This window comes from Marinomonas sp. SBI8L, assembly GCF_001624705.1.
Taxonomy (GTDB): domain Bacteria; phylum Pseudomonadota; class Gammaproteobacteria; order Pseudomonadales; family Marinomonadaceae; genus Marinomonas.
On the sequence record NZ_JSEO01000004.1, the window covers coordinates 85,669 to 111,872 of the forward strand.

22 protein-coding genes are annotated in these 26,204 nt (G+C 39.6%); 10 read left to right on the plus strand and 12 right to left on the minus strand.

Annotated features, from left to right (window positions below; genetic code table 11):
• Window positions 1-19: 19 nt before the first annotated feature.
• The 3 genes from OA91_RS06615 (at window position 20) to OA91_RS06625 (ending at window position 3,682) form a co-directional block, all read left to right on the plus strand.
• Window positions 20-1,735: a transporter substrate-binding domain-containing protein gene (locus OA91_RS06615; protein WP_082827832.1), complete on the plus strand. Its 1,716-nt coding sequence runs from the start codon at window positions 20-22 to the stop codon at window positions 1,733-1,735.
• A gap of 147 nt (window positions 1,736-1,882) precedes the next feature.
• A complete protein-coding gene (locus OA91_RS06620; RefSeq protein WP_046017096.1) occupies window positions 1,883-3,295 on the plus strand; it encodes a sigma-54-dependent transcriptional regulator in 1,413 nt (470 codons plus the stop codon).
• Between the two features lie 204 nt (window positions 3,296-3,499).
• A complete protein-coding gene (locus OA91_RS06625; protein WP_063337336.1) occupies window positions 3,500-3,682 on the plus strand; it encodes a hypothetical protein in 183 nt (60 codons plus the stop codon).
• Window positions 3,683-3,898: 216 nt separating this feature from the next.
• Here the strand turns inward: OA91_RS06625 and OA91_RS06630 are convergent, their stop codons facing one another.
• The gene (locus OA91_RS06630; protein WP_063337337.1) at window positions 3,899-4,633 is read right to left on the minus strand and encodes a GGDEF domain-containing protein; all 735 of its coding nucleotides are present in this window, start codon (window positions 4,631-4,633) and stop codon (window positions 3,899-3,901) included.
• A gap of 336 nt (window positions 4,634-4,969) precedes the next feature.
• On the opposite strand from OA91_RS06630, the gene OA91_RS06635 reads away from it, so the two are divergent.
• From OA91_RS06635 to OA91_RS06645, 3 genes are all read left to right on the plus strand, one after another.
• Window positions 4,970-6,616, plus strand: a complete 1,647-nt coding sequence (locus OA91_RS06635) for an FMN-binding glutamate synthase family protein (protein WP_063337338.1) — start codon at window positions 4,970-4,972, stop codon at window positions 6,614-6,616.
• Window positions 6,617-7,164: 548 nt separating this feature from the next.
• On the plus strand, window positions 7,165-8,463 hold the full coding sequence (locus tag OA91_RS24710; protein ID WP_063337339.1) for a methyl-accepting chemotaxis protein: 1,299 nt from the start codon (window positions 7,165-7,167) through the stop codon (window positions 8,461-8,463).
• Window positions 8,464-8,681: 218 nt separating this feature from the next.
• Window positions 8,682-8,873: a hypothetical protein gene (locus tag OA91_RS06645; protein WP_157203788.1), complete on the plus strand. Its 192-nt coding sequence runs from the start codon at window positions 8,682-8,684 to the stop codon at window positions 8,871-8,873.
• A 441-nt stretch (window positions 8,874-9,314) separates the two neighbouring features.
• On the opposite strand, the gene OA91_RS06650 is transcribed toward OA91_RS06645, so the two are convergent.
• Together OA91_RS06650 and OA91_RS06655 are read right to left on the minus strand one after the other, a co-directional pair.
• A complete protein-coding gene (locus OA91_RS06650) occupies window positions 9,315-10,817 on the minus strand; it encodes a TyrR/PhhR family helix-turn-helix DNA-binding protein (RefSeq protein WP_063337341.1) in 1,503 nt (500 codons plus the stop codon).
• Complete coding sequence (locus OA91_RS06655; protein ID WP_063337342.1) at window positions 10,814-12,067, minus strand: ROK family transcriptional regulator; 1,254 nt, start codon at window positions 12,065-12,067, stop codon at window positions 10,814-10,816. The genes OA91_RS06650 and OA91_RS06655 overlap by 4 nt, the downstream gene beginning before the upstream one ends.
• 124 nt (window positions 12,068-12,191) lie before the next feature.
• On the opposite strand from OA91_RS06655, the gene OA91_RS06660 reads away from it, so the two are divergent.
• Together OA91_RS06660 and OA91_RS06665 are read left to right on the plus strand one after the other, a co-directional pair.
• The gene (locus OA91_RS06660) at window positions 12,192-13,409 is read left to right on the plus strand and encodes an AGE family epimerase/isomerase (RefSeq protein ID WP_442919123.1); all 1,218 of its coding nucleotides are present in this window, start codon (window positions 12,192-12,194) and stop codon (window positions 13,407-13,409) included.
• A 269-nt stretch (window positions 13,410-13,678) separates the two neighbouring features.
• Window positions 13,679-14,626 (plus strand): LysR family transcriptional regulator, encoded by a 948-nt coding sequence (locus OA91_RS06665; RefSeq protein WP_046017009.1) that lies wholly within the window; start codon window positions 13,679-13,681, stop codon window positions 14,624-14,626.
• An 82-nt stretch (window positions 14,627-14,708) separates the two neighbouring features.
• Here the strand turns inward: OA91_RS06665 and can are convergent, their stop codons facing one another.
• From can to OA91_RS06690, 5 genes are all read right to left on the minus strand, one after another.
• Window positions 14,709-15,308, minus strand: coding sequence for a carbonate dehydratase (can, locus tag OA91_RS06670; RefSeq protein WP_046017008.1), 600 nt, complete (start codon window positions 15,306-15,308; stop codon window positions 14,709-14,711).
• 4 nt (window positions 15,309-15,312) lie between these two features.
• Complete coding sequence (locus OA91_RS06675) at window positions 15,313-16,170, minus strand: putative RNA methyltransferase (protein WP_082827814.1); 858 nt, start codon at window positions 16,168-16,170, stop codon at window positions 15,313-15,315.
• A 128-nt stretch (window positions 16,171-16,298) separates the two neighbouring features.
• The gene (locus tag OA91_RS06680) at window positions 16,299-18,485 is read right to left on the minus strand and encodes a putative bifunctional diguanylate cyclase/phosphodiesterase (RefSeq protein ID WP_063337343.1); all 2,187 of its coding nucleotides are present in this window, start codon (window positions 18,483-18,485) and stop codon (window positions 16,299-16,301) included.
• A 61-nt stretch (window positions 18,486-18,546) separates the two neighbouring features.
• Window positions 18,547-19,452 (minus strand): DUF1853 family protein, encoded by a 906-nt coding sequence (locus OA91_RS06685; protein ID WP_063337344.1) that lies wholly within the window; start codon window positions 19,450-19,452, stop codon window positions 18,547-18,549.
• A gap of 6 nt (window positions 19,453-19,458) precedes the next feature.
• A complete protein-coding gene (locus OA91_RS06690) occupies window positions 19,459-19,842 on the minus strand; it encodes a YqcC family protein (protein ID WP_082827815.1) in 384 nt (127 codons plus the stop codon).
• Between the two features lie 45 nt (window positions 19,843-19,887).
• Here OA91_RS06690 and OA91_RS06695 point away from each other — a divergent pair, with 45 nt between their 5' ends.
• A complete protein-coding gene (locus OA91_RS06695; RefSeq protein WP_046017006.1) occupies window positions 19,888-20,952 on the plus strand; it encodes a DUF3549 family protein in 1,065 nt (354 codons plus the stop codon).
• Window positions 20,953-21,029: 77 nt separating this feature from the next.
• On the opposite strand, the gene OA91_RS06700 is transcribed toward OA91_RS06695, so the two are convergent.
• The 3 genes from OA91_RS06700 to rlmKL form a co-directional block, all read right to left on the minus strand.
• On the minus strand, window positions 21,030-21,290 hold the full coding sequence (locus OA91_RS06700; protein ID WP_046017005.1) for a hypothetical protein: 261 nt from the start codon (window positions 21,288-21,290) through the stop codon (window positions 21,030-21,032).
• A gap of 101 nt (window positions 21,291-21,391) precedes the next feature.
• Entirely contained in the window at window positions 21,392-22,249 is an 858-nt protein-coding gene (gene purU / locus OA91_RS06705) for a formyltetrahydrofolate deformylase (protein WP_046017004.1), read from the minus strand.
• Between the two features lie 183 nt (window positions 22,250-22,432).
• Window positions 22,433-24,667, minus strand: coding sequence for a bifunctional 23S rRNA (guanine(2069)-N(7))-methyltransferase RlmK/23S rRNA (guanine(2445)-N(2))-methyltransferase RlmL (gene rlmKL / locus OA91_RS06710; protein WP_063337345.1), 2,235 nt, complete (start codon window positions 24,665-24,667; stop codon window positions 22,433-22,435).
• A 118-nt stretch (window positions 24,668-24,785) separates the two neighbouring features.
• Between rlmKL and rmf the strand changes: the two genes are divergently transcribed.
• Window positions 24,786-24,995 (plus strand): ribosome modulation factor, encoded by a 210-nt coding sequence (gene rmf, locus OA91_RS06715; RefSeq protein ID WP_046017002.1) that lies wholly within the window; start codon window positions 24,786-24,788, stop codon window positions 24,993-24,995.
• Between the two features lie 137 nt (window positions 24,996-25,132).
• Here rmf and OA91_RS06720 read toward each other — a convergent pair whose 3' ends face one another.
• On the minus strand, window positions 25,133-26,173 hold the full coding sequence (locus OA91_RS06720; protein ID WP_063337346.1) for a quinone-dependent dihydroorotate dehydrogenase: 1,041 nt from the start codon (window positions 26,171-26,173) through the stop codon (window positions 25,133-25,135).
• Window positions 26,174-26,204: the final 31 nt, after the last annotated feature.

Consider the following 26,204-nt stretch of genomic DNA (forward strand, 5'->3'; position numbering starts at 1 on the left):
TCTGCGAATTTACCCATTAATGATGCCGTCAAAAAATATCAATTTATTAAGCATAATTGTTTATCTCCAAGTTTTGCTTTTTGCGGCTTTAGCATCCCCTCTTCAAGCAGATGAAGATGCCAATACAGTGATCAAAATGAAGAAGCCTGTATTTATTATTGGTGCAGATCACAGTTACCCTCCTTATGAATTTGTAAATAAGTACGGTGAACCTGATGGCTATAATGTCGAGCTAACCCTTGCGATTGCTGACTTGATGGGGTTTGAAGTTGAGTTTCGCATGAGTGATTGGAAGACAGCATTAAAAGGCTTGTACCAAGGCGATGTGGATGTTTTGCAAGGCATTGCCTATTCAGTGATTCGGGCCCAAACAATTTTATTCTCGCCACCTCACTCCATTGTTAATCAATCTATTTTTGCTCGAGACGATTCTCCTAAGATTGCTGATATCAGCATGCTTAGTGGCAAAGAAGTCATAGTACAGAATGCCAGCATTATGCATGAGTACTTAGTCAATGAGGACATAGGTGCCATCATAGTACCAGCACCAACACATCTAGAAGCACTTAGGCAGCTAGCAGCAGGAAAAAGTGACTTTGCATTAATTGCCAATTTACCAAGTCTATATCTCACCAAAGAGATGGGGCTAAATAATATTTACCCAATAGGGAGCCCTGTTCAAGGCCAACGCTTAGGCTATGGTGTACTCCCTAAAAATGAAGAACTCATTTCTCGTTTTACCGAAGGTCTTGCCATCTTAAAAAACACAGGACGCCAACAGGAGATTTATGAAAAGTGGCTGGGGTCATTGGAAAAGAAAGGCTTACCTTGGGACATTATTGCTCAAATTGCGGGCATTGCAGTTAGCCTTCTTCTACTAAGTTTAGTCGGCATTGTGGTGTGGAATTCAATGTTACGTAAAGAAGTAGAAAAGCGCTCTTCTCAAATACACCAACAACAGCAACAATTAATTCAAGCCGATAAAATGGCTTCTTTAGGGGTTTTAGTCTCGGGTGTTGCCCATGAGATTAACAACCCAACAGGCTTGTTGATGCTTAACCTACCTCTACTAAAAGAGGCTTGGGTCGACGCGCTTCCTAAATTAGAGGCACATGCAGAAGAGCATGGCGAGTTTAAACTTGCCGGCTTAAGCTTTAACCGAATTAAACAGGAGCTACCTTATCTGTTGGATGAAATGGATCAAGGTACGATACGTATCAGAAATATAGTCAATGACTTAAAAGACTTTGCTCGCTCAGAACCCGATGAGATTAAACAAGAGGTTGATGTTAACAAGGTTATTCAGACTGCGGTGAGATTGGTTGATAAATCCATACGTAGCGCCACAGATGAGTTTGATCTTAAACTACAAAACAATCATCTCTTTATTATGGGCAGCGCTCAGCGTATTGAGCAGGTTATGATAAACCTGATCATTAATGCCTGTGATGCTTTAGAAAACAAAACTCAGAGAATTAGAGTATCTAGCAAACTAAGTGTCGATCAGACTCGTATTATCATCAAGGTTGAAGACCAAGGTAGCGGTATTGACGACGCTTTACTATCTAGATTAACTGACCCCTTCTTCACCACTAAACGTGAAAAAGGTGGTACAGGTTTAGGTTTATCTGTGTCTGCTAGCATAGTGCAAGCCCATGAAGGCAGTATGAAATTTGACTCAGTTAAACAAGTAGGTACGACTGTTACTATCAGCTTGCCTTGTTATATGCCATAAACAATAAATAACTTAAGTTAATAAACAAAGAGACACAAACGGGTGTGATTGCTGCCAAGTTAGGGAATAATGGGCACATTAAATGTTTCACTCTCTTTGGCACCTATTAATTACATCCATTTTGACTTTAAAAGAAGTATTAATGACATGTTAGTTTCAGACTCAGAATCAAGCTTATACCCACAATTCCCTATCTTACTAGTTGATGATGAGACATCTTTTTTACGTAGTATGTCTCTTACATTAGAGCGTAATGATATCACCAACATTCACACCTGTTCTGAGCCAAAAAAAGTGCCAGAGCTGATGAGAAAATTAAATGCAGGTTTGGTTTTATTAGACTTAACCATGCCAGAACTCTCTGGTAGGGATCTACTCACTTGGTTCCAAGAAGAATACCCAGATGTTTGCATTATTATCATCAGCGGTCTTAATCAGGTCGAAGCTGCGGTTGATTGTGTTAAACAAGGGGCTTTTGATTACTTTGTTAAAACCACAGAACAAAGCCAGATCATCGAGGGAATAAAACGAGCAATACGCACTCAGGAACTCAGCATTGAAAATCAGGTTTTAAGACGCCAAATTTTAACCACTGAACTACAAAAACCTGAGCTCTTTGATGCCATTATTACGGCCTCGTCTTCGATGTGGTCTGTGTTTAAGTACCTAGAATCTATTGCAAAAACCAATCAGCCTATTCTGATCTGTGGCGAAAGTGGTGTCGGTAAAGAGCTATTTGCCAATGTGGCCCATTCACTTAGTGCTCGCAAAGGCGAATTGGTCACGGTAAATGTCGCTGGCCTTGATGACGATATTTTTGCAGATACCTTGTTCGGTCACAGCCGTGGAGCATTTACCGGTGCCGATAAAGAAAGGCCAGGCCTAGTCGAAAAAGCAGCTGGAGGCACCCTCTTCTTAGATGAGATTGGAGACTTGAGCCTAGCTTCTCAGGTTAAATTGTTACGTTTACTACAAGAAGGCGAGTACTACCCACTGGGCAGTGATAAACCTAAGCGCATTCAAGCCAGAGTCATAGTTGCAACACATCAAAATTTGGCGCAAAGGCAAGATGAAGGTAAATTCAGAAAAGATTTATTTTTCCGCCTTAAAACCCATCAGGTTAAGATCCCTCCCCTACGTGAAAGGCTTTCTGATTTACCTTTACTGATCGATCATTTTGTCAAACTCGCTTGTGATGACATAGATAAAAAGCATCTCAAAGTCCCTAAAAGCCTGACCTTACTGTTAAGTGGTTATACCTTTCCAGGTAACGCCCGTGAACTGAAAGCATTAGTATATGATGCGGTAAGCAGAAGCCACGGGGAAACATTAGATACCTCAAGCTTTACTCATCTATTTGATAACGACAAACTCAAGCTAGATGACGGTGAAGGGGTCAGCTTTCATCCAAACATGCCTATCCCAACGCTAACTCAAATGGCAGAACAACTCGTACTAGAAGCCATGAGTCGTGCACAAGGCAATCAATCCTTAGCCGCTCGGATGCTTGGAGTCTCTCAACCAGCTTTAAGTAAGCGCCTTAAAAATATGAAAGATTAAGCCATTTAACTGGGCTATTCTATGCTATATCGAAATAGCCCGTAATGGACTCACCCTTGAATAAACGCATACTGACCTTATATAAGTTAACTTAACCCATAGAAAAATTACTTAAAACATAATTTTCTTACTTTACCTATTGAACCTTTTCATCCATGATTCAGTCATAGTAAAAGTAAGTTTAAGAATCTGGAGTACGCCAATATGATCGAATTTATGATGTTTTCAGCAGTTTGCTTGGCTATATTCGTGTTGGCAAAAAACATTAGTAAGCAAGCCCAAACGCAATCTTTAAAGCCTATTCGCATAGAAACCGAAGAAGAGATGCGTCGCAAGCTGCAGGCAAAAAAGCAGCAAAAACAAGACTCTAAACGCTTTAAAGATTAATTTTCCTGTTATTTCTACTTTTTTGTGCTTTAATGAATTTAATGTAATAAAGAAAAAGTAAGTAAATCGTGAAAAGTAATATTGAAGAAAAAAGCAAAAACCGATCAAATTCCCCGTTGATCGGTTTTTTTTATCTTGAGCAAGCAAGCCTAACTATTTAAGTTTAAAGTGCATTGTAAGCTCTAAGCTCCCCTCTAAAAAATCATCCAAAAAAGCTCACGAAAAGGCGACTTTATGTGTATTTCGCTTTTTGGCTTGATACATAGCGACATCTGCCGCACGAATAAGTGCATCCACATCTTTCTCATCACCATCAATCAACCTAATACCAACACTTGCACCAACAGTAAGGGTGACATCTTTATGGCGTACAGGCTGGTTAATTAAACCTACCAATTCTATTCCTATCTGCTGGGCAATCTCCCGATTAACTAAGCTATTGCCATACATCCGCTGCAACAAGATGACAAATTCATCTCCGCCTAACCTAGCGACAACATCTTCTTGCCGAATAAGGCTTTGCAATTTAGAAGCGACCTCGATTAAAAGTGTATCACCCGCTTCATGGCCGAACTCATCATTAACTTTCTTAAAGCCATCTAGGTCTATTAATATGATTGCAGCTTGCTCTTTATAGCGACTGTTACTTGAAATAACTTTTTCCATACAACTAAGGAAGTAGCGCCTATTACCTAACTGTGTCAGAGGGTCAGTTAATGCCAATTTTTCTATCCGTGACATTGCTCCCTGACTCGCGTCCACAAAGGGCTTTATGATCCAGAAGTAAATAGGGAGCAATGACACTAAAGTTAAAATAGATGCATCGAGTGCCGCCTCAGCGAAAGGGCTGAGTTTGTGAGGGATCAGCTGAAGAATAAACATTATTATCAGCTCAACAATAAAGATAATTACCAGTATACGTACTACCTGTTTTGTAGTTAACAAGTTCATTCATTCTCTTCCGCATTTCGACTCATGTCAGTATTTAATGGGGCAAAAAACACAATCCTTGTTATTTTATATATCGATCTAAATTGTGTAGGTAACTGATAAGCATAGTGAAATACACATTATGTTATATATTTAACAAAACAGTATGCACTTAATATAAGCTCCTACTTGATAACGACTAAACAAAATTTCGAACTAAATCGACTTTTATTTATCATAGAGCTTAGTCTTGAATTTAACTTAAGTCACACTAGGGAGGCGACTTAATCATATCCACTTTAGACCTAACGCAGATACTACTATTAGTTATTAATCTCTAAATAGAAGGAAATAAAGATGACCCTAATGCAAATTTGTTATTGGATCATAGCGCTTTTAGGCAACACGATAACCCTTATTTGGTTTAGCTTTTCAGGGTCAGGCATTTCCTTAATAAGTTTAATTTTTACGCTAGCTTATGGAATAGTTGGTGCTTATGATATCTTCTACAGTCCTCACAGTTTAAACCGTCTCTATCCAGTAACAGCTTATATCCGCTACTTTCTAGAAAATTTTCGCAAAGAAATTCATCAGTACTTTGTTGCCAGTGAAACCGAAGAGCTCCCATTTAATAGAGAGCAGCGAAGCCTGGTGTACCAAAGAGCTAAGAATGTTCGAGACACTATTGCCTTTGGTACCCAAAGAGAGCTTTTAGAAGAAAACTACCTTAGCCTTTGGCACTCACTTGCCCCTAAAGAAGTGCAAGAAGCACAACAAAGGGTCCTCATTGGTGGACCTGATTGCTTACAGCCTTATAGCGCAGCTTATTTAAATGTTTCAGCCATGAGTTTTGGTGCCTTAAGCAGTCAAGCAATCGAAGCACTTAATCTAGGTGCCTATAAAGGAAATTTTAGCCACAATACAGGTGAAGGCAGCGTTAGTCCTTATCACTTAAAACATGGTGGAGATTTAGTTTGGCAAATAGGATCCGGATTATTTGGCTGTCGTACTCATGATGGCGATTTTTGCCCAACAAGTTTTGCTAAAACAGCCACACTCAAATCCATAAAAATGATTGAGATAAAGCTATCTCAAGGCGCTAAACCAGGTCATGGCGGAGTGTTGCCTAAAGCAAAAATCACCGATGAAATAGCGCAAGTACGCGGCATCCCGAAAAATAGAGATTGTGTTTCCCCTTCAACCCACCCAGAGTGCCAAAACCCAAAAGCATTATTAACCTTTATTCAAAAGCTTAGGGATTTAAGTGAAGGCAAACCGATAGGCTTTAAACTGTGTCTTGGAAATCCCGCTGAGTTTTTAAGCATATGTAAAGCCATGCTTGAGATGGACTCTTACCCAGATTTTATAACCGTTGATGGGGCAGAAGGCGGAACAGGCGCAGCACCAGTAGAGTTTTCTAACCGCCTAGGCATGACTTGCTTAGATGCTGTTTACCTCACTAATAGCATGCTGATTGGCTGTGGTATTAGACACAAGATAAAAATCATAGCATCAGGCAAAACAGCCTCTAGTTTTGACCTTTTAAGTAAGATTGCAGCAGGTGCAGATACAGTTAATGCCGCTCGTACCATGATGATGGCTTTGGGTTGCATTCAGAGTAAGTCATGTAATACCAATGAATGCCCAACAGGCATTGCGACCCAAGACCCTGTTAGAGGTAAGGCAATCGACATTGAAGCTAAAGCATCAAGAGTCGCTAACTTTCAAAGAAACACCTTACACAGCTTTTTTGAGCTAGTAGGCAGTTTAGGTCTAGAAGACCCAAAGAAATTAACTGCTAACATGATTAAACGACGCACCAGCTATAGCTTAAGTATCTCTTTAGGCGTTATGATACCTACATTAAGTGAAGGCGAACTAATCACTCACCCAAGTCTCCCTTACCCTTGGCAACAATGGTGGCAAGGTGCACAGAGCGATAGTTTCTATGTTGAAGATTCTCATGAATTACCACCACCTGAATTAAAAATTAAAAACATTTAGTTTTTAGACAATTATTGAAACACTCAGTTTCAGTAATCGATGTTTATTAGACCCTTTTTATAAATTAGGATATTTGAATACTGATTTATAAAAAGGGTGAATAATATGAAATTCGCTAACACCAAATCCTCGTGGTTAAGGAACCTGCGAATAAATCCACCCGCCTCAGCATGTAGATAAAAGCGCCTAGATTTATGGCGAGGAGCGCAACTTAATAGTGATTCTATTGATAAGGTTCTCAACATAAAGATAGGGCTTTTAGACCACGCCCTTCGGGTCTTTCAGAAAAAGTAACACCCTGCGTTATCCCTTCTTGAAAGGTACCTACATTACTTCAAAGTGATGCCTTGATTGATACTTTTTCTGAAAAGATTGAGAAGAGGTGACTTAATCGCAGATTCCTTAACTTGCGCTATTTTTAAAAACAGTATTTTAAATACTGTTTTAATTTTTTTACTTGCGCTACTCCCCTCTTTAATCGCGACATATTCACTTTTATATACATATAGGTTTCAACTGTTTTATTAAAAAGCAACTTAAGGTTAAGAATGTTATTTTCTAAGAAAACAAAGCAGAAGGATCTAATAAATAATTTAAATGATAGTAATTCTTATATTCATTCTCTAAAAGAGAACTTAGCAATTGCTGAGTTTAATCTGGAAGGAGAGCTGCTAAGTGCGAATAAAGTTTTTTTAGATTTATTTAACTATGATCTAGAAGAGCTGAGAAATAATAAAGTAAGCACATTATTCACGTATAAGAATGAGCCAAACATCAGAGAAAATGATATTTGGCAATCCTTGAAGGAAGGAAAAAGCCACCAAGGCACCTATCAAAGGCATACAAAATCAGGTGAATTCATCTGGTTAAAAGAGGTTTACATTCCGGTTTTTGACCAAGACACTCCCTGTAAAGTTATTGCTAGTTATACAGATATCTCTACCTACAAAAGCAAAATAAAAAATCAAGACGCTATTTTAGATGCTCTTAATTTATCTATGGCAGTCATTGAGTTCACCCCAGAAGGCAACATTTTAAAAGCCAATCAAAACTTCTTAAACAGCGTTAATTACCAAGAAAAAGACATTATAAACAAACATCATAGAATTTTTTGTCATGATGACTTTTATATTCAAAACCCTAATTTTTGGCGTGAATTAGAAAGCGGTGAATTTAAGTCAGGTCAGTTTGAAAGAAAAGACAGTCAAGGTAATACTCTTTGGCTTGAAGCGACTTACAACCCTGTGTTCAACCATGATGGAAATGTCATAAAAGTTATTAAGTTCGCATCAAATATCAGCAAACAAATAGAAGAACAAAAATCCACTCAGGCAGCAGCTAAAGTAGCTTACGAAACCGCTTTAATTAGTAGCGAAATATCATTAGAGGGAGCACAGATATTATCCAAGTCTGTTGAGATTTCAGGTGAGATTTCGGAGCAAATGGAAGCTGCGACAAAACTTATTGAATTGCTCAATGAGGAATCAGATAAAATTTCCAAGATTGTTACGACTATAAGCAGTATTGCGGAGCAAACAAACCTACTCGCATTAAATGCTGCTATTGAGGCAGCCCGAGCAGGAGAACATGGTAGAGGGTTTGCCGTTGTGGCTGACGAGGTTAGACAACTTGCCTTGCGCACAAGTAGCTCCACAATCGAAATTGACGAGATGGTAAAAAATAATACCAACCTAACTAGGGATACTCGTACAAATATGGAGACAGTAAGCCGGCTCACTCACGATAGCAGCCAGCTGATTCAAACCGCTGAAAGCTTAATAAAAGAAATTAAGCAAGGAGCAGATAAGGTTTCTAACAATGTTGCAAATTTAACTAAAGATAAATAACACCTTCCATTACATGGCACCAGCACGTGATAACTGATGCCGGCCCCTCTTTAGGCAAATACATTCAAACTAATGCAAGCGAATAACATTAACTGAAAGAAATAGGTGAATTTTTCTAACCTAAATAGTGAAAAAGCATCGTTTGTTCTTATGTTGAATGCGTTTTACCATGCACTTGTTGTAATTAAACAACATTTTAAATAATTAAAGAGGAATACATGATGGATTCACAACAAGAGTACGAAGCACTTTTAAAACAATGGGGATTTGAGTCAGACAGCCAAGATACAGCAAATAGTTTTTATGAATTTACTAAAAAAACCCATGCTTTTGTGTCTAAATTAATCAGCAAGAGCAAGGCAGTTTTCCAGGTTAAATCTCAAAACCCGCAGTTAAGCTTAAACACTTAAGCTTAACTGCTCCCCTTGATATAGGCCTCTTCGCCTTAAAGTAAGTCATTTTTTCACAATCAAACCACTGAATCTAGCTCCAGTCATTCTGCTAATATCCAAGATATTCACACTAAGCCGCCCTAGTCGATTCTAAGTACTTAACCCTATTTGATGTATCTAAAGTCATCAAACACTGAACCAGAAAAATATAATGCAAATTCGCTAAGCTTCAACTGATTCCACCGATTATTCTTTCTCATTCTCTTCTACACTTTTCATTGTATTTTGGAAGTTAGTACTTCTGATTATACGACGACACCTTGTAATGAGTTCAACGCTGCTCAGTTTAGGTTTGTTTGATGCAAAGCTTTTTGGTCATGAAGCATTTCAATCAATTTAAGCCAGAGGCTAGTTATCTAGCCTCTTTTTTTCCAAGCAGCAAGCCATGAAAAAGTCTTTCTATTTTTGTTTAATACCATATTCTCTTAACTTATTAGCGACGGCACTATGACTCATCCCCACTTTCTCTGCTAACAAGCGGCTACTCGGGTATTCAGGGTATAAACGGGCTAACAACCTAGCTTCAAACTGTTTCATGGTTTTATCAAGCGAGCCATCAATTAGGTCTACTTCATACTCCACGTCTTGCATCTTGATATGACTCACTAGGCTAATATCATCGATATCAATCATATTTTTATTGGTTAGCAAACAAGCTTGATAACACACATGCCTTAACTCTGTTAGGTTTCCAGGCCAGTTATGCATAGATAACTTACTAAAGGCAGCCCGGCTAATTTTTAACATGGGCTTATTTAGGTCAGCGCAGGCAAGTTGACAGTAATAATGCGTTAATTCAGATAAGTCTTGTTTTCGCATTCTTAAAGGCGGCATATTTAAGGTTAATTGAGCAAGTCGATATAAAAAAGCCTGTTGAGCTGGATATTGCTCAGCCAATTCCGCTAACGATAACTCTGAAACAAAAATAAGTCGATTATAGTCAAAGCCTGTCACATCAAGACAATCAAGGTAATCCAGCACTTGCTGCTGCATCTCAGGGCTTATCCACTGGGGCTCATTTATTATCCACCATTGCCCCTTGTGATTTGGCTCTAAGTGCTTTGCTGCAAGTTTATTACCACTAATGCTTTTTAACTTAGTTTGGGCAAAACCATTTATTTTTTGCCAACTTTGCATCATGGCTTTTACGAGATCTTGCTTACCCACACCAGCTTCACCTGTTAAGAAAATAGGTGCTGCCATAGGAAGAAAAGCCGTTAAATTTTTTGATAAGGTTCGCATCAAGGTACTTTTGGTCACTAACTGATCCAACACTATGTCTTGGGCAGCCGCATGCCTTAATTTTTGCGCCTGTAAGCCTAGTCTAGCCTCAGATTTAATCTGTAACACAGCTCCTGCTCTAACAGACTCACCTTCAATTTCACCTGGCACGTAGATAGGTAGCATTTCAAGTAATAATGTTTTACCTGCCAGTCTCACTCTCTTACTTTGAAACCGCTTTAATTTAGTCAGGTTAGCACTAGAAAAATACTCCTTGGTAAAATGTACTCCTTTTAAATATTGACTAAGCGGCTGCCCTAAAAAGTGCTTATCCAGTTGCAGATCTTCTATCGCAACTTGATTTGCCATCATGATATTACCGGAGAGGTCTAGCGACACAACCCCATCAGATAAGGTTTTTAATAGTGTAAATAATGCATTATGGGCACGATCGGAAGGTGTAAACAAAGCCGTTTTGACATCTATCACACCATCAATTCTCCTAATTTCTGCCATGAGACTTTGCAACTTCTCAAACGCAATATCAGCAAATGCACAATACATTTGCTCATGCTTTCTATCTATCTCAATGCCTTTAAGATCAATATCATAGGGAATAAAGAGATCTAGCACTTGAGTCGCCATGCCGATTCGATCATGACAATGTATTTCTAAAATCATCCGAGGATAGACTCATTAACCGAATTAAGTGCTTGCTTCACCCCATTATCATCTGACACTAACAAGAGCGACTGATAAGGAGAGAAAGTTTGATAAAGAGGTAAAATTGCTGCTCCAGCAATACTGGATGTCATGGCAGTTTCTGCGATTTCAATTTTAGGTAAGCTTAATACCTTAGGAGCCTGTTCCTGCAGAGATTGAGTCAACTCCTGAATGAGCGGCTGTAGCACTGATGCTTCTAAACGCCCGCCTAAGAGAATCCGCTTAGGATCTTGAATTGCAATCACACTGATTAAAGCAGGAGTCACTTCAAGCGCTACTTTTTTACTCCAAGCCTGAACATATTTAAGTGTCGTATCGTCTAAGTACTCAGATTCAAGTTGAGCATAATCTTGATTTTTTCGTGCTAAAAAACGCCTTAAAGAAACACTGGATAGAGCCTCTAAAATCCAATCACCTAACTCTCCTTTCGCCGTTGGAATCAAACCAAAATTACCAGCACCACCAGCAGCACCGCGAACACACTCACCTCTAGAGACAATACCACCGCCACAGGCTGCACCAATAAAGATATAAAAGAAGTCTTGGGCAGAAATCTCCCCTCCACTTAAAAGAAGCTCATTAATTGCCGAAGCATTTGCATCATTTTCGCAAATAACCGTTTTTTCTGTATGGCGAGCTAACCAAAGCTTAAAGTCATCAGATGCCCAATAGGCCATGGCATTTTTTAAATGCATCAGGTCCAGCGCTTCATCAGCCTTGTGTACTAAACTTTCCAGCCATTCGGCCATATAGTCAGGCATAGTTAAACCGACACCTTGCACTTTTTGCCAAGTATCACCTAAGGTTTCACGTACTTCTTCAATTAACCCAAGGGCAATTTGCTTAGCTTCCGTTTCAGTTGGAAAATGCACATCACAATGACGTAATAATAAACACTTACCATTAAAATCTACTAGAGCAGCACTGATGTGGTCTCGATCTATATTAATGCCTAGGCCATAGGCTCCTTGGGCATTAATTTCCAGCTTAATTGAAGGCTGGCCACGCTTCCCTTTCACCTTGCCTGTAATACAAAGTAGTTCCTGCTCAATTAAGTAAGAGGTGATAACCGAAATAGTTTGAGCGCTGAGTCTTGTAAGCTCTGCAATTTGAGCTCGTGATATTCCTGGGGTTTCTCGTACCGCTTGAAGAATAATACGCTCATTGTAAAGACGACTTTGCTCAGATGTACTACCTGAATGCTTCATTTAAGTGATGACCTTGATTTAAAAGCAAAAATGCTTAGCAAAATGAAATTTATAAACAATCTATTGAAACTACTGAAAATTATTAATTAAATCTAATTGATTTAATTAATAATTAGATTACTCTGTGTTTACCCCTATTAATTGCTTAGTGAGTTTCTTTGATATGACAGCTATTCCTGACTTTAAAAGCCCTGATTTTCTCAAGGCACACATAGCAAAAACCATGCACTTCTATCATCCTAGATGCATTGATCCTGACGGTGGTTTTTTTCATTTTTTCAAAGATAACGGCGATATTTACGATACAAAAACACGCCACTTAGTAAGCAGTACTCGCTTTATTTTTAATTATGCAAAAGCATTTCAAGCCAGTCGTAACCCTGACTATTTTGAAGCCATGCTCCATGGTGTGAGCTACTTAAGAGAACGCCATAAAAAAGCAGATGGCGGTTATACCTGGCTACTTGAAGGAGACAAAAACCTAGATAACACCAACCATTGCTATGGCTTAGCCTTTGTTGTTTTAGCTTATGCCCAAGCGCTCGAATCTGGTGTAGAAGAGGCAAGAAGCTGGTTAGATGAAACCTACAACTTGATGGAAACACATTTTTGGGATGAAGAGTTTGGCCTTTACAAAGATGAAATCTCTGATAATTGGCAAACTGCTTCTGACTACCGCGGGCAAAATGCCAATATGCATAGCTGTGAAGCCATGCTAGCTGCCTTTGATGCAACAGGTGAAGACCGTTATCTAGAACGTGCCAAACTACTTGCTAAGAATATCTGTCAGCGTCAAGCAAACTTAGCTGAAGGTCAAATTTGGGAACACTATGATGTAAACTGGCAAATTGATTGGCAATACAATCTAGATGATCCTAAACATTTATTCCGCCCTTGGGGTTTTCAACCAGGCCATCAGACAGAGTGGAGTAAGCTTTTGCTTATGCTTAATCACAGAGCACCTGAAGCTTGGTTAATCACCACGGCTAAAAGTCTATTTGATCAAGCTTGGGATAAAGCATGGGACCAAACTGATAGTGGCCTCATCTATGGTTATGGACCAGATGGCTCAATGTGTGATGGGGATAAATACTTTTGGGTTCAAGCAGAAAGCTTTGCCGCTGCGGCTTGGCTTGCAAAAGCCACTCAAGAGGATAAATACTGGGATATCTATACAAAGCTTTGGCAATACGCTTGGGATCATATGATAGACCATGAATATGGTGCTTGGTTTAGAATTCTAACCAAAGATAATCAAGCTATGGATGATTGTAAAAGCCCAGCGGGGAAAACAGACTATCACACCATGGGCGCCTGCTATGAAGTACTACCTCTAGTTTAGCTTCTATCTATTTACCTCTGAACCCAAGGGCAAGGTTTCGCAAAAAAATGAAACCTTGCCCTTCCAATCGATATAGCCTTTTACGCACTCAAGTGAGTGAGCTCATTTCCACTTGGATCTCAAGCTAAATTAAGCTTGATCTCCCCTTAAATCTAGACCAATGTCTAACCCGTTTAATATCACAAATACACCAGAAACTAGCCCTAGGGATTTTTCATTAGGCCCTAAATACAGTATGATTCGGGTCAAATTTGTGATGAGAGTTTGATATGCAGTTAGATAAAGTGGATTTAAATTTACTTCGTTACTTAGACTCTCTACTTCGAGAACAAAATGTTACTCATGCGGCAAACCAGCTTGGGATTACTCAACCAGCAATGAGTAACGGTCTTCGTCGTTTAAGAGATTTATTTCACGATCCTCTCTTAGTAAGAACCAGTGATGGCATGATGCCAACAGCACTGGCAATTCAACTTCAACCAAGAGTAAGTTTAATTCTTCAATCTGTGGATGAAGTGCTTCATCTAGGGCAAAGCTTTGATGCAGGTTCTAGCTCTCGCGTATTCCGTATTATGGCCAGTGATTACGCCGAAGCTACTCTTATTCCACCTCTCATGGCAAGACTGCAAAAAGAAGCGCCAAACGTTATTTTGGATGTCATGAACCCCAGTGATGTGAGCTTTCATGATGTTGAAAAAGGCAAAGTGGACCTCATTATCAACCGCTTTGAGACCTTACCTCAATCTTTTCATCAAAAGTCAGTCTGGGTTGATAGGTTTGCTTGTATCGCCCATAAAGACAGTGAACTTGCCAAAAGCCCTAGCCTAGACGCTTATATGAACGCTCAGCACGTTTGGGTTAGTAAAACAGGTTTTGGGGTAGGTGTTGGTGTACAGCCAGATGAAGTTCAAAAGCTTGGCTGGGTTGACTCAACACTTGCTGATATGGGATTAAAACGCAGTATTCGTTTATTTACTCGTAACTATAATGTGGCCATGCGAGCGACAGAGCAATTAGGTTTAGTGGCAACACTTCCCTTACTTGCAACTCGTTTATTAGGTGAAAGCACAGAAATTGTTGTACTTCCTACGCCTTTTGAAATTCCACCTGTTGAATTAAAGATGCTGTGGAGTCCTTTACTACAACATGATCCTGGCCATATGTGGATACGTCAGACCATTTCAGCTTGTGCTCAAGTGATTGCAGATAGCAATTAACCACTTAAAAACGGCCAAACATCCAGATACCGATGTTTGGCAAGCTTCCAGATAATCTTTAATCTAGTCCAGTGCTAGGCTTCTAATTAGAGCTAACGGTAACATCTAGGTCTTTAATAAGACCATTATTAATACCGTAAACCCAACCATGTACATGCAGCTCTTGATCATTATTCCAAGCCTTCTGCACTATGCTGGTCTGGCAAACGTTATTCACCTGCTCCATGACATTTAGCTCACATAGAAGATCGAACTTACGCTTTTCATCGGTTTCAGCATCCATTTTTTCCTGATGAAAACGGTGAACGTCTTTAATATGCCTCAGCCAATTATCAATCAATCCATGTTCTTCACTATCTAGCGCTGCCTTAATGCCACCACAACCATAATGACCTACCACCATGATGTGTTTAACCTTTAGCACCTCAACCGCAAATTGAATAACTGATAGACAGTTTAGATCCGTGTGCACAACCACATTTGCGATATTCCTATGTACAAAAACCTCACCAGGCATGAGATTGATAATCTCATTTGCAGGTACACGACTATCAGCACAACCTATCCATAAATACTCTGGCTTTTGTTGTTTTGATAGGGTTTCAAAAAAATCTGGCTGTTCACGTGTAATTGATTCAGCCCATTCTCTGTTATTTGAAAATAGATTATCTAGCTTAGACATTAAATTAAGTCTCCAATATCCCTTCTTGTTTGCGCTTTTGCAAAACAGTAAAAGTGACATCTGCAGTTAAAGATAAGTGAGTGAGTGCTTCGATTGCTTTACGTCCCGCGTATGGAGCCTTATGCATATGAGGTGTCATAGCGAGTAAATTCATCAATTCTTCATTTGAGTTTACCTCAAAAGAAAAACGTAAGGACTGGGTTGAAATGACATCAAGACCTTCTATCCCGTTATAATTAGGCGCTTTATAAGACCTAATTTCTGGATAAAGTACTTCTCTCAATTCAAGTAGATGATCTGCACCTGAATCTGCCACTAGAACAAAACCTTGTTCCGTGAGTACACGTTCAAATTCAGACCAAACAGGAAAACCAAATAAACATAATATGCCATCAAACCTATTTTCAGGCATGGGCAAATGACCATTTGAGGCAACAAGCCAAGACAAGGATTTATTACGCTTACTTGCAGATGTTACTGCCCATTTTGAGATATCCAGGCCTATGCTAGAGACCAGAGAGTAATCCGTTTGCTCTTGCAGATGTGATAGATAGTAACCTTCACCACAACCCGCATCTAATAAGCATATTTGCTTATCTGTATAATTTGCAGCAAAACCTTTAACAATTTCATTTACTTTTTTAGCTATGCCTAGATAAGACTGACTATTTAAGAAAGCCTGTCTTGCCGCTACCATGGCTTTGTTATCACCAGGGTCTTTAGAGCGTTTATTTTGTACAGGCAGTAAATTCGCATAGCCTGTTTTGGCGAGATCAAAAGTATGGCCATTTGGACAAACAAGCGATCGTGCTTCTAAAGTTAATGGCTCGCCATCAAGAGGGCATATTAAGTTGTCTAACACAGTATCAATAGATCCTAAAAAATATTGGGCTAGTCTAGGCAGATACAACTAAGGAAACAAGAAGAATAACCCTAATGCATAGACGCAATTACTATTTGTCTTTAAGTTTATCTCTCATCCAGCATTATCTAATGCAATGCCCGAAAGTTCTTTGATAGGTTTCCCGACTCTTGCTGCATATAAACAGTAAAATCATTACTAGACATAGGCTTAGCAAAGAAGAAACCTTGCACCTCCTGGCACTCATAGGTTTTGAGAACATTAAGTTGAGAGTAATTCTCTACGCCTTCAGCAATCACTTTTAAATTAAGGCTGGAAGCCATGGCAATCGTTGCTTTTACAATCGCATTATCATCTGAATTACTACCAAGATCCCGCACAAATGACCTGTCTATCTTCAATGTCTGTATAGGAAACTTTTTCAGATAAGCCAAAGAAGAGTAACCCGTACCAAAATCATCAATTGAAAGGCTTAAACCCAACTCTCGAAAACCATGTAGTTTTTCTATAGTCTGATCAGCATCGGCCATCAACATACTTTCAGTTAATTCAAGCTCAAGATTTTTCGGATTCACACCCGTTTCTGCTAACACCTCTTTTACCATGTAGACGAGATCAGCCTGCATAAACTGACGACCAGATAAATTTACCGACAAACTAATCTCTGGGTAGCCCTGCTCACGCCATTTCTGCAATTGTTTACAGGCAGTACGAATTACCCATTCACCTAATGGCAAAATAAGGCCTGTCTCTTCAGCAATCGGAATAAATCTATCTGGTGAAATCAAACCAAATTCGGGATGCTGCCAACGAATTAACGCTTCCGCCCCTACCGTATACTGATCTGACAAACGCACTTTTGGCTGATAATAAAGTTCAAACTCTTGATTCTCAATAGCGCGCCTTAAGCCACCGCCTAGTGTCATATAAGCATTCAAAGATTGAGACATCTTACTGTTATAAACTTTATAGGAGTTATGACCGATGGATTTTGCACGATACATTGCCACATCAGCCCGCTGTAACAAGGTATCAACATCCTCACCATGGCTTGGGTAATGGGCAATCCCTATGCTGGCAGTAATCAGCATTTCCATTTCAGCAATTGGATAGGCCGAGCAAGCCGCTTGCATCAAACTTTGTGCCAGCAGCTCAAGCTCATCAATAGATTTAATATCTTCTTGTATCAAAGCAAACTCATCACCCCCAAGGCGAAATAACCTTGCACCTTTAGGCAGAGTAACCAAAAGGCGTTTTGCCACTTGGACAATCAACTCATCTCCAACCCTATGACCAAAGCTGTCATTCACTACTTTAAAGCCATCTAAATCTAAATAAAGCACACCAAATTCTTGTGACCTTAAGTGTGAGTTTTTTAAAGTCAAATCCAACTCTTGGTAAAGTAAGTGACGATTAGGTAAGTCTGTCAAAGGGTCATAGTTTTTCAGTTTGAATAAAGAGTTTTCCTGTTCTCTTAAATTATTAATATCCAGTAATGACAAAAAGTTTTGTGCTTTTTGCGCATCATAATGCATTTCGATTTGATGCCAACGAATACCTTGATTCGTAGTAAGCCTTACCTCCCAAGTTAAAGGGAAACCATGATGATTTAAGGCCTCTTTAGAGGATAAAAATTTAATTGCTTTATTTAAGTCGGAGTTAAGCGCAAAGATATCTTTTAAGTTATCGACATCAGAAAAGGTATCATTGAATAATGCGCTTGCTTCAATTAAACGGTATTTGTCATCGAATACAGCCAAAGAGAGTTGTGAAAACTCGGTAATTGGCATCATAAGTGGCAAGTTACTGACTTCATCAATAGGAGGATTTTTCTCAACAGGAGCATTTAGATGAATCGGTATGTTTTTATATGCTTCTGCTTCTATTGGTGCTATTTTCGGTTTTAGCCGCTTGGTCGTTTGCTCTGTCGATTTATGAGTTTGATCACCTTTTTCATTTGGCGTCACCTCGCTTCTAAACAGGGTTCGCCTTTTGACGGCCTTAGCTTTAATGCCATAGGTATTCGCTCCCAAGGAAATAATACTCCCTTGGCAGTCATAGTAATGACCTTTAACACATTGAAATGCCCAAGTAAGAGGCGTTGTTGGTCCTTTATCACAAGACGTAATAAACCGAGCAAATCGACGCTTCAAATTTGCTGAAATGGCAGGTAATGCCTGCTTACTGTTCGGATTAGACTCGACAAAGAGCTCAGTGGCTGCTTGGTTACACCAAGCAATACTGGCATGATCAACGTCTACCACCCATTCGGGAATTTTGGCTATCTCCTTTAGCCTCGTACTTTTAATAGACATCGACGTAACAACTTAAAAATCAGTCGCTATTTATGCCCTAAACCATGCAATTTTACAAGCGCTACCAATGCTCAGGCACAACAAAAAGGCGAAGATTTTTGCTAGATCCCCCCTCTTTTCTCCAGGTTAACAGGAATAATCTTGGCCTTTCATCATCTTTAAATTTGCCCTCAAGGTCTGCTTGCCAAGTATGAAAATTTTGCCATTTATTTGTTGCAACTTCTTGATCTATTGGCGTTGAAATCCAAAAAGGCTTTAGCATCTCTTGGCTAGAAAAAAAGCCTTTATGTAACCAGTTCAGATTGTTTATTCGCACCCAAAAACCTGATTTAGCATAAGGATTAATCTCCTTATTTTTATTCTTTTCAAAATGTGTTTTATCATTCTCAAACAAAGCTAACGAGTCCAGATCTGCCAGCTGTTTAAACAAAACACCAAACATCAATAAATGTCTTTCAATAGGTAAAGAGAGAGAGTATTGCTTCAATAAAAGCTTAGCTTCAGGCAGATCCAAAATGGTTAACTGATGTGCTTTAGCTCTTTGATATTTCTTTACGAAGCTGTCATTTTTATTAGGCCCTATCCAATGCCCTACCTCTTCATTGGATTCCAAGTAAAATTTAATTGCCACTTCAAGCTGATGAGCCTGTCCATTTGCATCAGTAACAAGCGCATCTATTTCACCTAACGTCCGTTCTGGCGAAATCAATTGAGTATGTTCTAAGATTATCTTTAAAGATGAAAAATGATTGAGTGCAAATGAGAACAAAGTTTCGAAGTAACTGCCCAAGAAATGAGATTTACATGCTTCTACCATTTGAACCAGAGGCTTTGGGTTTTTATCTAATTGAATGAGCTTATCTTGACTATCTGGCAGCCAGTATTTAGCTATATCAAGATCCTGATAGATAAGAGGTGCCTTTAAAACAAAAGCAAGATCATTTACCACTTGGTGCTTAAATACCATGCTTGCTTACTCTTCATTCAAACAGAAATCTAACATTTTTAAGGCGTTAACAACTGCGCTTTTTACCTGCTTATCTTGTGTTTTATAAAAGTCTTCAGCCATAGGAGCGATATTTGAATGATTAGGCAGGGCTTGACCTTGGGCCAACATGGTTTTAAATCTCGCTATCATGACAAACCTTAACCATTGATCAAAACCCATAGTATCAATACAGAAAGGTTGCTGACTGGCTAGAGCTTGGTCACTTGGTTCAGCCATTTGCCAAACATTGACCTCACGCATAACCTTTTCGAGGTTAAGCAAAGAATCTGCTAATTTATGATGTTTATCCAACCTGATTTCTCTCCCAAAAAAAGGTAATATTGCAGCCATACTATAACGCATTGTCATCTGGACCCAATCTCCAATAGACACCACTTAAGAGCATTCGCGTAAATGAATAATATTGAATCCCTTACAGACCTTTTTGAACTCGTTGGCTGTAAAGCAAGTTTTTATGACATTGGCCGTCATGTTAGCAAAATCACACCAGCGCAAGTTATTCAATTTGATAAGAAACAGCAGCCATATCCATATGCTTTTAAACAGCAAGCTTGGTTAGCCATTTTATTACATCCGTTGAAAGCCGAGCAGAATGCAGAGCCAGTTATCTGGTTTATTCGCTTACCAATAGATGAAAAAGGTAGCCTTAATTTAGGCACAAGAGATCATTTAATTAAATCTATTGTTGATAGAATTTTAAATAAAGATGGCAGCACGGACATTAGCGATGCCCTTAAGGACAACCCTTACGCTTTCCAGCCTGACCACGAAAGAATGGCCAGTTTTCATGCTGCATTATCTGTTCAGTTTAAAAAAGATGCGTCTAGTTTTTTCAATCAATTAGTCACTTACTTAGAATCTGATCTAAACGAAGAAGACACATCTTGGCAGGCTCTTGGCCTTCAAGGGATTGCTGACCTTGCTGTGAGAGCAAATCAAGAGAAGTATTTAGCTTTGATCAAAAAAGCGATTGAATTTGCCCCTCAGCCTGTTGCGGTTGCACTCGCTAAAGCACTGGAACATGAACGCCCTGAAGAAGACTACTTAAACTTTGTTGAGGCTATTTACCCAACGAGAGGTAATACGGAATGGAGAGCTGCGTTAATTCGTTCTGTTTCCAAAGCAGCGCCATCTGAGAAACTATTGCAATCAATCAAACTTTCTTTAGTAACGGGTGAAAATCAAGCAACAGATGATGAGTTACAGCTCATTGTGGCTATCGTCGCTAAATGCCCTTCTTGGTTTAACACTGACCCAGAGCTTTTGTCTTTAGCAATGGAGAATCTCGCTAATCGTACTGATGGCTATGTTGCTTTTTCTCAGATCGCTTCTGAATTAAGCCATACACCAGTTGTACGTGGTTCGCTTTGGTCACTCTTTAGAGGAGAAAATCGCAGCCCTAAACTGACTCAAGCCATAGGAAGTCTATTTACAAAAGCGCCGGAACAAGTGCAATAGCTTTTTCTGATGCGAATAAAAAAGCCATTATTTAACAATAATGGCTTTTTCGTATCTATACAGTGTCTGTAATTGAGTTAGTGTCGCGTGTGGTTCATATGAACTGGTGAACGCATCTGCTTTCTATGTTCTATGAAAGCCTCACTTAGTTCATAGTCTCCATTTTCATCATATTGAACCGCACCACGATTCACTAAGGCCTCTAACGTTTTAGGCAATACTTTTTGGCGACGATCTCCCTTCACAAAGAAATACTGGTCATCTACCTGCATCACTTTGAATCCAGACTCTAAAAATCCAACACATAAATTCTGAGTAGGTGTAAGTTTCAGTTTCATGGTGCAACCCCTACGCTGTTACTTTATTTGAATGTCCGTATAAATATAGTCAATATTTATAGAAACAAAACAAAGACAGAATTTTTTCCGGTTAGTTCAGATTAGTCTGCAAATACAACTGTCTTATTTCCGTGCACTAAAACACGATCTTGTAGGTGATATCTTAGGCCACGAGACAAGACAAGCTTTTCAATATCCTTACCTAAACGCACCATGTCTTGTGCACTATGACTATGACGAACTCGGATAACATCCTGCTCAATAATAGGGCCAGCATCAAGGTCAGCAGTCACATAATGGCAAGTGGCACCTATTAACTTCACACCTCGTACAGCGGCTTGGTGATAAGGTTTCGCACCAATAAACGAAGGCAAGAAGCTGTGGTGAATATTAATTACCTGATGCTTGTATTTCTCACATAGGTATTCAGGGAAGATCTGCATATAACGCGCTAGCACTATTGTGTCAGCCTTTGCATCATCAATACATTGCTCGATCTTTTGAAAGGCATCCATCTTGTCTTCCTTTGGTACAGGAATGCAATGGAAAGGAATTTTATACCACTCAACCATGGATCTCAGTTCTTCATGGTTTGCAATTACGCCAACGATGTCACATGCAAGCTCACCCGTATGCCAGCGATGCAAAATATCATTCAGACAATGAGACTCTCGTGTTGCCATCAATACCACTTTAGGTTTGCTAGCAGAGTCATTCACGTACCATTCCATTTGGAAGGCCTCAGCAATAGGCTCGAAACCTTGCTTAAACTCTTCTAGACTAAGCGGCATGCTTTCTGCGTCAAATTCGTGACGCATGAAAAACCACTTTTGCTCTGGGTCTGTGTGGTGGCTGGCTTCCATGATAGAAGCATTATTTTTTTGTAAAAATTGGCTTACGGCTGCCACAATACCCACTTTATCTGGGCAACTAATTACCAATCGGTACGTCTTGTTCATTTTAAACTCTTTAATAGGATGTCAAATATGATATGCCAGACCCTTAATGGTCTGGCATACAAATTACTTTTAGATCAATTATGTGAAGGCAGTGAACCTTAATCAGAAATTTGACCGAATAGTCGAAATTATATCGAGTTCTGCAGCCTTCTTACAGGCTTATCCTTGATTAAACTCAGCCAACTAGAAACTTTCAGAAAATAGATCCAAGTTATCTAACCCAGCTTGTTCTTCTGCACTCTTGTGCTTAATAATCCAACACTGGTGAATTTTACTATTACGCTCAAAGTCTAAATCTAACGACTGCTTAGTGATATTTTCAACATCATAAGTATCAAGAATACTCTGATCCAAAGTAAATCGGCGATAGTTGTTAGAGAAAATCAACTCTCCATCAGCTTCTAATCGCGCCATCGCCAAAGTTAATAAATCGACATGGTCACGCTGGATATCTAATACGTTTTCCATTTTCTTTGAATTTGAAAAAGTAGGTGGGTCCATGAAGATTAAATCAAACATATCTTCACTATTTTTAAGCCACTCAAAGCAGTCAGCTCTCACCACTTTATGATCTCTTTCACTAAACTCATTAAGCTCTATATTACGCCTAGACCAATCTACATAAGTATTTGACATATCAACACTTAAGGTCGACTTAGCGCCGCCTTGACCTGCATGTACAGAAGCAGTCGATGTATAACTAAAAAGATTCAAGAAACGCTTACCGTTAGCTTTAGACTGAATCAATTTACGCACGGGTCTGTGATCTAAGAAAAGCCCTGTATCAAGGTAATCTTTAAGGTTTACGATGAAGTCACAATCATACTCAGTCACTTGCATCTCATGCTTGGATTGATCTAGCTTCTCATACTGCTCACGTCCAGTCTGGCGCTGACGGTACTTCACAATCACCTGTGATTCAGAGATATTCAAGGCATTAGGGATAGCGGCAACCACATCAAATAGTCTTTGCCTGGCTTTTAAAGGATCAATACTTTTTGGCGCTTGATACTCTTGCACATGAGCCCAGTCTTGATATAAATCGATCGCAACAGCATATTCAGGCATATCTGCGTCATAAACGCGATAACACTCAATTTTGTTTTTCTTGGCCCACTTAGCGTACTTCTTAAGGTTTTTCTTCAACCGATTGGTAAACATTTCTGCACCAGCACCATTTACTGCAGGTGCTGCAATGGCATCCTGTTTGATAAAACGCTCAACCACAGGGAAACGATAAGCACGACACTCTAAACCACCATTCAATACTCGGGTTTGTTTCTCTGGACGCAATGGGATTTGTTTCGCTAAACCTTGGTTACTCGTCAACATAAACAAGCGCCAGTTCATGCAATTCTCAACGACCCATTCACCCAACTGGCGATAAAGTGCAACCAAAGCAAGCTCATCACCAATACGCTCACCATAAGGAGGGTTAGTCATGACTAGGCCAGGAGCTGCATCCTCTGCAATCCCAAAGTCATACTCCTGAAAAGGCGCTAAATCGACTTCAACAATACCAGTTAAGCCTGCACGCTTAATATTTTCACGGGAATGAGCAATAGCCTTTTGATTATTATCCGTCCCCATAAAACGTACTTTTAAGTCCGCTGGTGCAATACGCTCATTTTTAGCAAAGTCATTCAGCTGTTGCCACATTCTGTGATCATGCTGTCGCCAGCCTTTAAAACCCCAAAAGCTACGGCGCGAACCTGGTGCAATATTTAATGAGATAAGTGCCGCTTCAACTAAGAAAGTCCCTGAGCCACACATAGGATCAATCAGTTGAGAGAAGTCATCTTGCCCCCAACCGGCTCTTAATAACAAACCTGCTGCTAAGTTTTCTTTCAATGGCGCCATAGCACCATGTTGACGATAGCCTCGACGGTGCATACTGCCACCTGATAAATCCAAGCTAACAGTGACCTTCTCGCGTTTCACTCGAACCGAGATTCTAATATCTGGATCTTGTTTTTCTACTGTTGGCCTTTCGCCGTCTCTTTCAACAAAATAGTCAGCAATCGCATCCTTAGTTTTTACCGCACCAAACTGTGTATTACGGATACTATGGTTAGTACCATGACAATCTATTGCTAGGGTTGAAGTGGCCGTCATATGCTCAGACCAGTCGATCGCTTTCACACCTTCGTATAAATCATCAGCACTGTTTATTTCAAACTGAGCTAATGGCAACATGACGCGAGTCGCAACGCGAGACCAAAGGCAGGCTGTGTACATGCCTTCTAAATCTGTCGATAGCTTAACTTGTCCTTCACCTAAACGAGTTTGGGTTAACCCTCGGCCAGCTAATTCTTGAGCCAGTACATTTTCTAACCCCAGCGGACAGGTAATTTCAAGTTGATAGCTCACATCTGATTTTGAGCCTGATTCGAGTTGCGAATTTTGTCTAGTTGTCATTTTTAATTACTTTTTTATGAAAATTTATACTCTTTTAGAGCAAAGTGTTTTTAGACAATCACTCATTTCTCTACTAGAACTTAAAGTTCGACAAAAGAAAGTTTAGAGGATTAGTCAAATGAAGAAACAGAAACGAGACCTTCAACATCGCGCCTACATACGTGGCTATCGCGCAGGTATGGCAGGACGCTCTAAAGGGCTATCAAATCAATACCATGAGAACTCTCGTTCTGAATGGTTAGCCGGCTGGAGAGAAGGCAGAGTCGATATGTGGGATGGTCTAACACCTGTGGAAGGAACCTTTAAAGCAATCAGCTCTCCCCATTAATTAGACTCCGTTTCTAAAATGAAGCAAAAGCATCGTAGCTTTTGCTTCATTTTCCCATCATACGAATAGACTTCTTATCAAGCTTTTACAATCTAGTGTTTACTGTCTTCAAAATTATTCGTTTACAACAAAGCTAATTATTTAGTTTTGCCCATTTCATTCAGATAACCCGTTGTACTGGTTACTGCAGCACGAACTAGTTCAGGACCCTTATAAATAAAACCACTGTAAATCTGTACTAGACTAGCGCCGGCTTGAAGTTTTTCAATCGCATCATTGCCAGTTAAAATACCACCCACTCCAATAATAGGTAGCTCACCTTGCAAATGATCTGCTAAGGTTTTCACCACAAGTGTTGAAGCATCTTTAACCGGTGCACCACTTAAGCCACCAGCCTCGTCTGCATATTTATGGCCAGCCACAGCATCTCGAGACAAGGTTGTATTAGTTGCGATAATGGCATCAATCTTTTGAGCCTGAAGAGTATCTGCAACCATTTTAATTTCATCACTAGTCATATCTGGCGCTATTTTCACAGCTAAAGGTACGTGCTTACCAGTACTATCAAAGTATCTTTGTTTAGCTTCAACAAGAGGCGAGATAAGCTCGGCAAGACTTTCACCAAACTGAAGGCTTCTTAGACCGGGTGTATTAGGTGAACTAATATTTGCCGTAATATAATCCGCATATGGCATAACACCGTTTAGGCAAGCCAGGTAATCTTGTACCGCATCTTCAACAGATGTTGTCAGATTTTTACCAATATTAACCCCTAAAATACCTTTATAGTTATGGTTTTTAATACGGCTAACCATATGATCCAAGCCTTTATTATTAAACCCCATACGGTTAATAATCGCTTCATGCTCTGGCAATCTAAACAATCGTGGCTTGTCATTACCTGCTTGTCCTTTCGGTGTGACGGTTCCCACTTCAACAAAACCAAAGCCCATTTGTCCAAACGCTTCAAATGCGTCTGCGTTTTTATCAAGACCTGCTGCAAGGCCAACAGCATTAGGAAAAGTTAGCCCCATTACTTCTACGGGTGAGTCAGGTACGCTATCAAGCAAAAGTCGATTAACACCCAGCCTTTGACCTGCTGCCAATAATTCTAAAGACAACTCATGTGTCACCTCTGCATCCATTTTAAACAGTACAGAGCGAGCAAGGTTATACATAATCAAAAACTCCTAATTGATATCAATATTG

Bases quoted from the DNA above. Each gene is read 5' to 3' on its own strand.
- OA91_RS06615 (WP_082827832.1), top strand. From the start codon at position 20: ATGATGCCGTCAAAAAATATCAATTTATTAAGCATAATTGTTTATCTC.
- OA91_RS06620 (WP_046017096.1), top strand. From the start codon at position 1,883: ATGTTAGTTTCAGACTCAGAATCAAGCTTATACCCACAATTCCCTATC.
- OA91_RS06625 (WP_063337336.1), top strand. From the start codon at position 3,500: ATGATCGAATTTATGATGTTTTCAGCAGTTTGCTTGGCTATATTCGTG.
- OA91_RS06630 (WP_063337337.1), bottom strand. From the start codon at position 4,633: ATGAACTTGTTAACTACAAAACAGGTAGTACGTATACTGGTAATTATC.
- OA91_RS06635 (WP_063337338.1), top strand. From the start codon at position 4,970: ATGACCCTAATGCAAATTTGTTATTGGATCATAGCGCTTTTAGGCAAC.
- OA91_RS24710 (WP_063337339.1), top strand. From the start codon at position 7,165: ATGTTATTTTCTAAGAAAACAAAGCAGAAGGATCTAATAAATAATTTA.
- OA91_RS06645 (WP_157203788.1), top strand. From the start codon at position 8,682: ATGATGGATTCACAACAAGAGTACGAAGCACTTTTAAAACAATGGGGA.
- OA91_RS06650 (WP_063337341.1), bottom strand. From the start codon at position 10,817: ATGATTTTAGAAATACATTGTCATGATCGAATCGGCATGGCGACTCAA.
- OA91_RS06655 (WP_063337342.1), bottom strand. From the start codon at position 12,067: ATGAAGCATTCAGGTAGTACATCTGAGCAAAGTCGTCTTTACAATGAG.
- OA91_RS06665 (WP_046017009.1), top strand. From the start codon at position 13,679: ATGCAGTTAGATAAAGTGGATTTAAATTTACTTCGTTACTTAGACTCT.
- can (WP_046017008.1), bottom strand. From the start codon at position 15,308: ATGTCTAAGCTAGATAATCTATTTTCAAATAACAGAGAATGGGCTGAA.
- OA91_RS06680 (WP_063337343.1), bottom strand. From the start codon at position 18,485: ATGTCTATTAAAAGTACGAGGCTAAAGGAGATAGCCAAAATTCCCGAA.
- OA91_RS06685 (WP_063337344.1), bottom strand. From the start codon at position 19,452: ATGGTATTTAAGCACCAAGTGGTAAATGATCTTGCTTTTGTTTTAAAG.
- OA91_RS06690 (WP_082827815.1), bottom strand. From the start codon at position 19,842: ATGACAATGCGTTATAGTATGGCTGCAATATTACCTTTTTTTGGGAGA.
- OA91_RS06695 (WP_046017006.1), top strand. From the start codon at position 19,888: ATGAATAATATTGAATCCCTTACAGACCTTTTTGAACTCGTTGGCTGT.
- OA91_RS06700 (WP_046017005.1), bottom strand. From the start codon at position 21,290: ATGAAACTGAAACTTACACCTACTCAGAATTTATGTGTTGGATTTTTA.
- purU (WP_046017004.1), bottom strand. From the start codon at position 22,249: ATGAACAAGACGTACCGATTGGTAATTAGTTGCCCAGATAAAGTGGGT.
- rlmKL (WP_063337345.1), bottom strand. From the start codon at position 24,667: ATGACAACTAGACAAAATTCGCAACTCGAATCAGGCTCAAAATCAGAT.
- rmf (WP_046017002.1), top strand. From the start codon at position 24,786: ATGAAGAAACAGAAACGAGACCTTCAACATCGCGCCTACATACGTGGC.
- OA91_RS06720 (WP_063337346.1), bottom strand. From the start codon at position 26,173: ATGTATAACCTTGCTCGCTCTGTACTGTTTAAAATGGATGCAGAGGTG.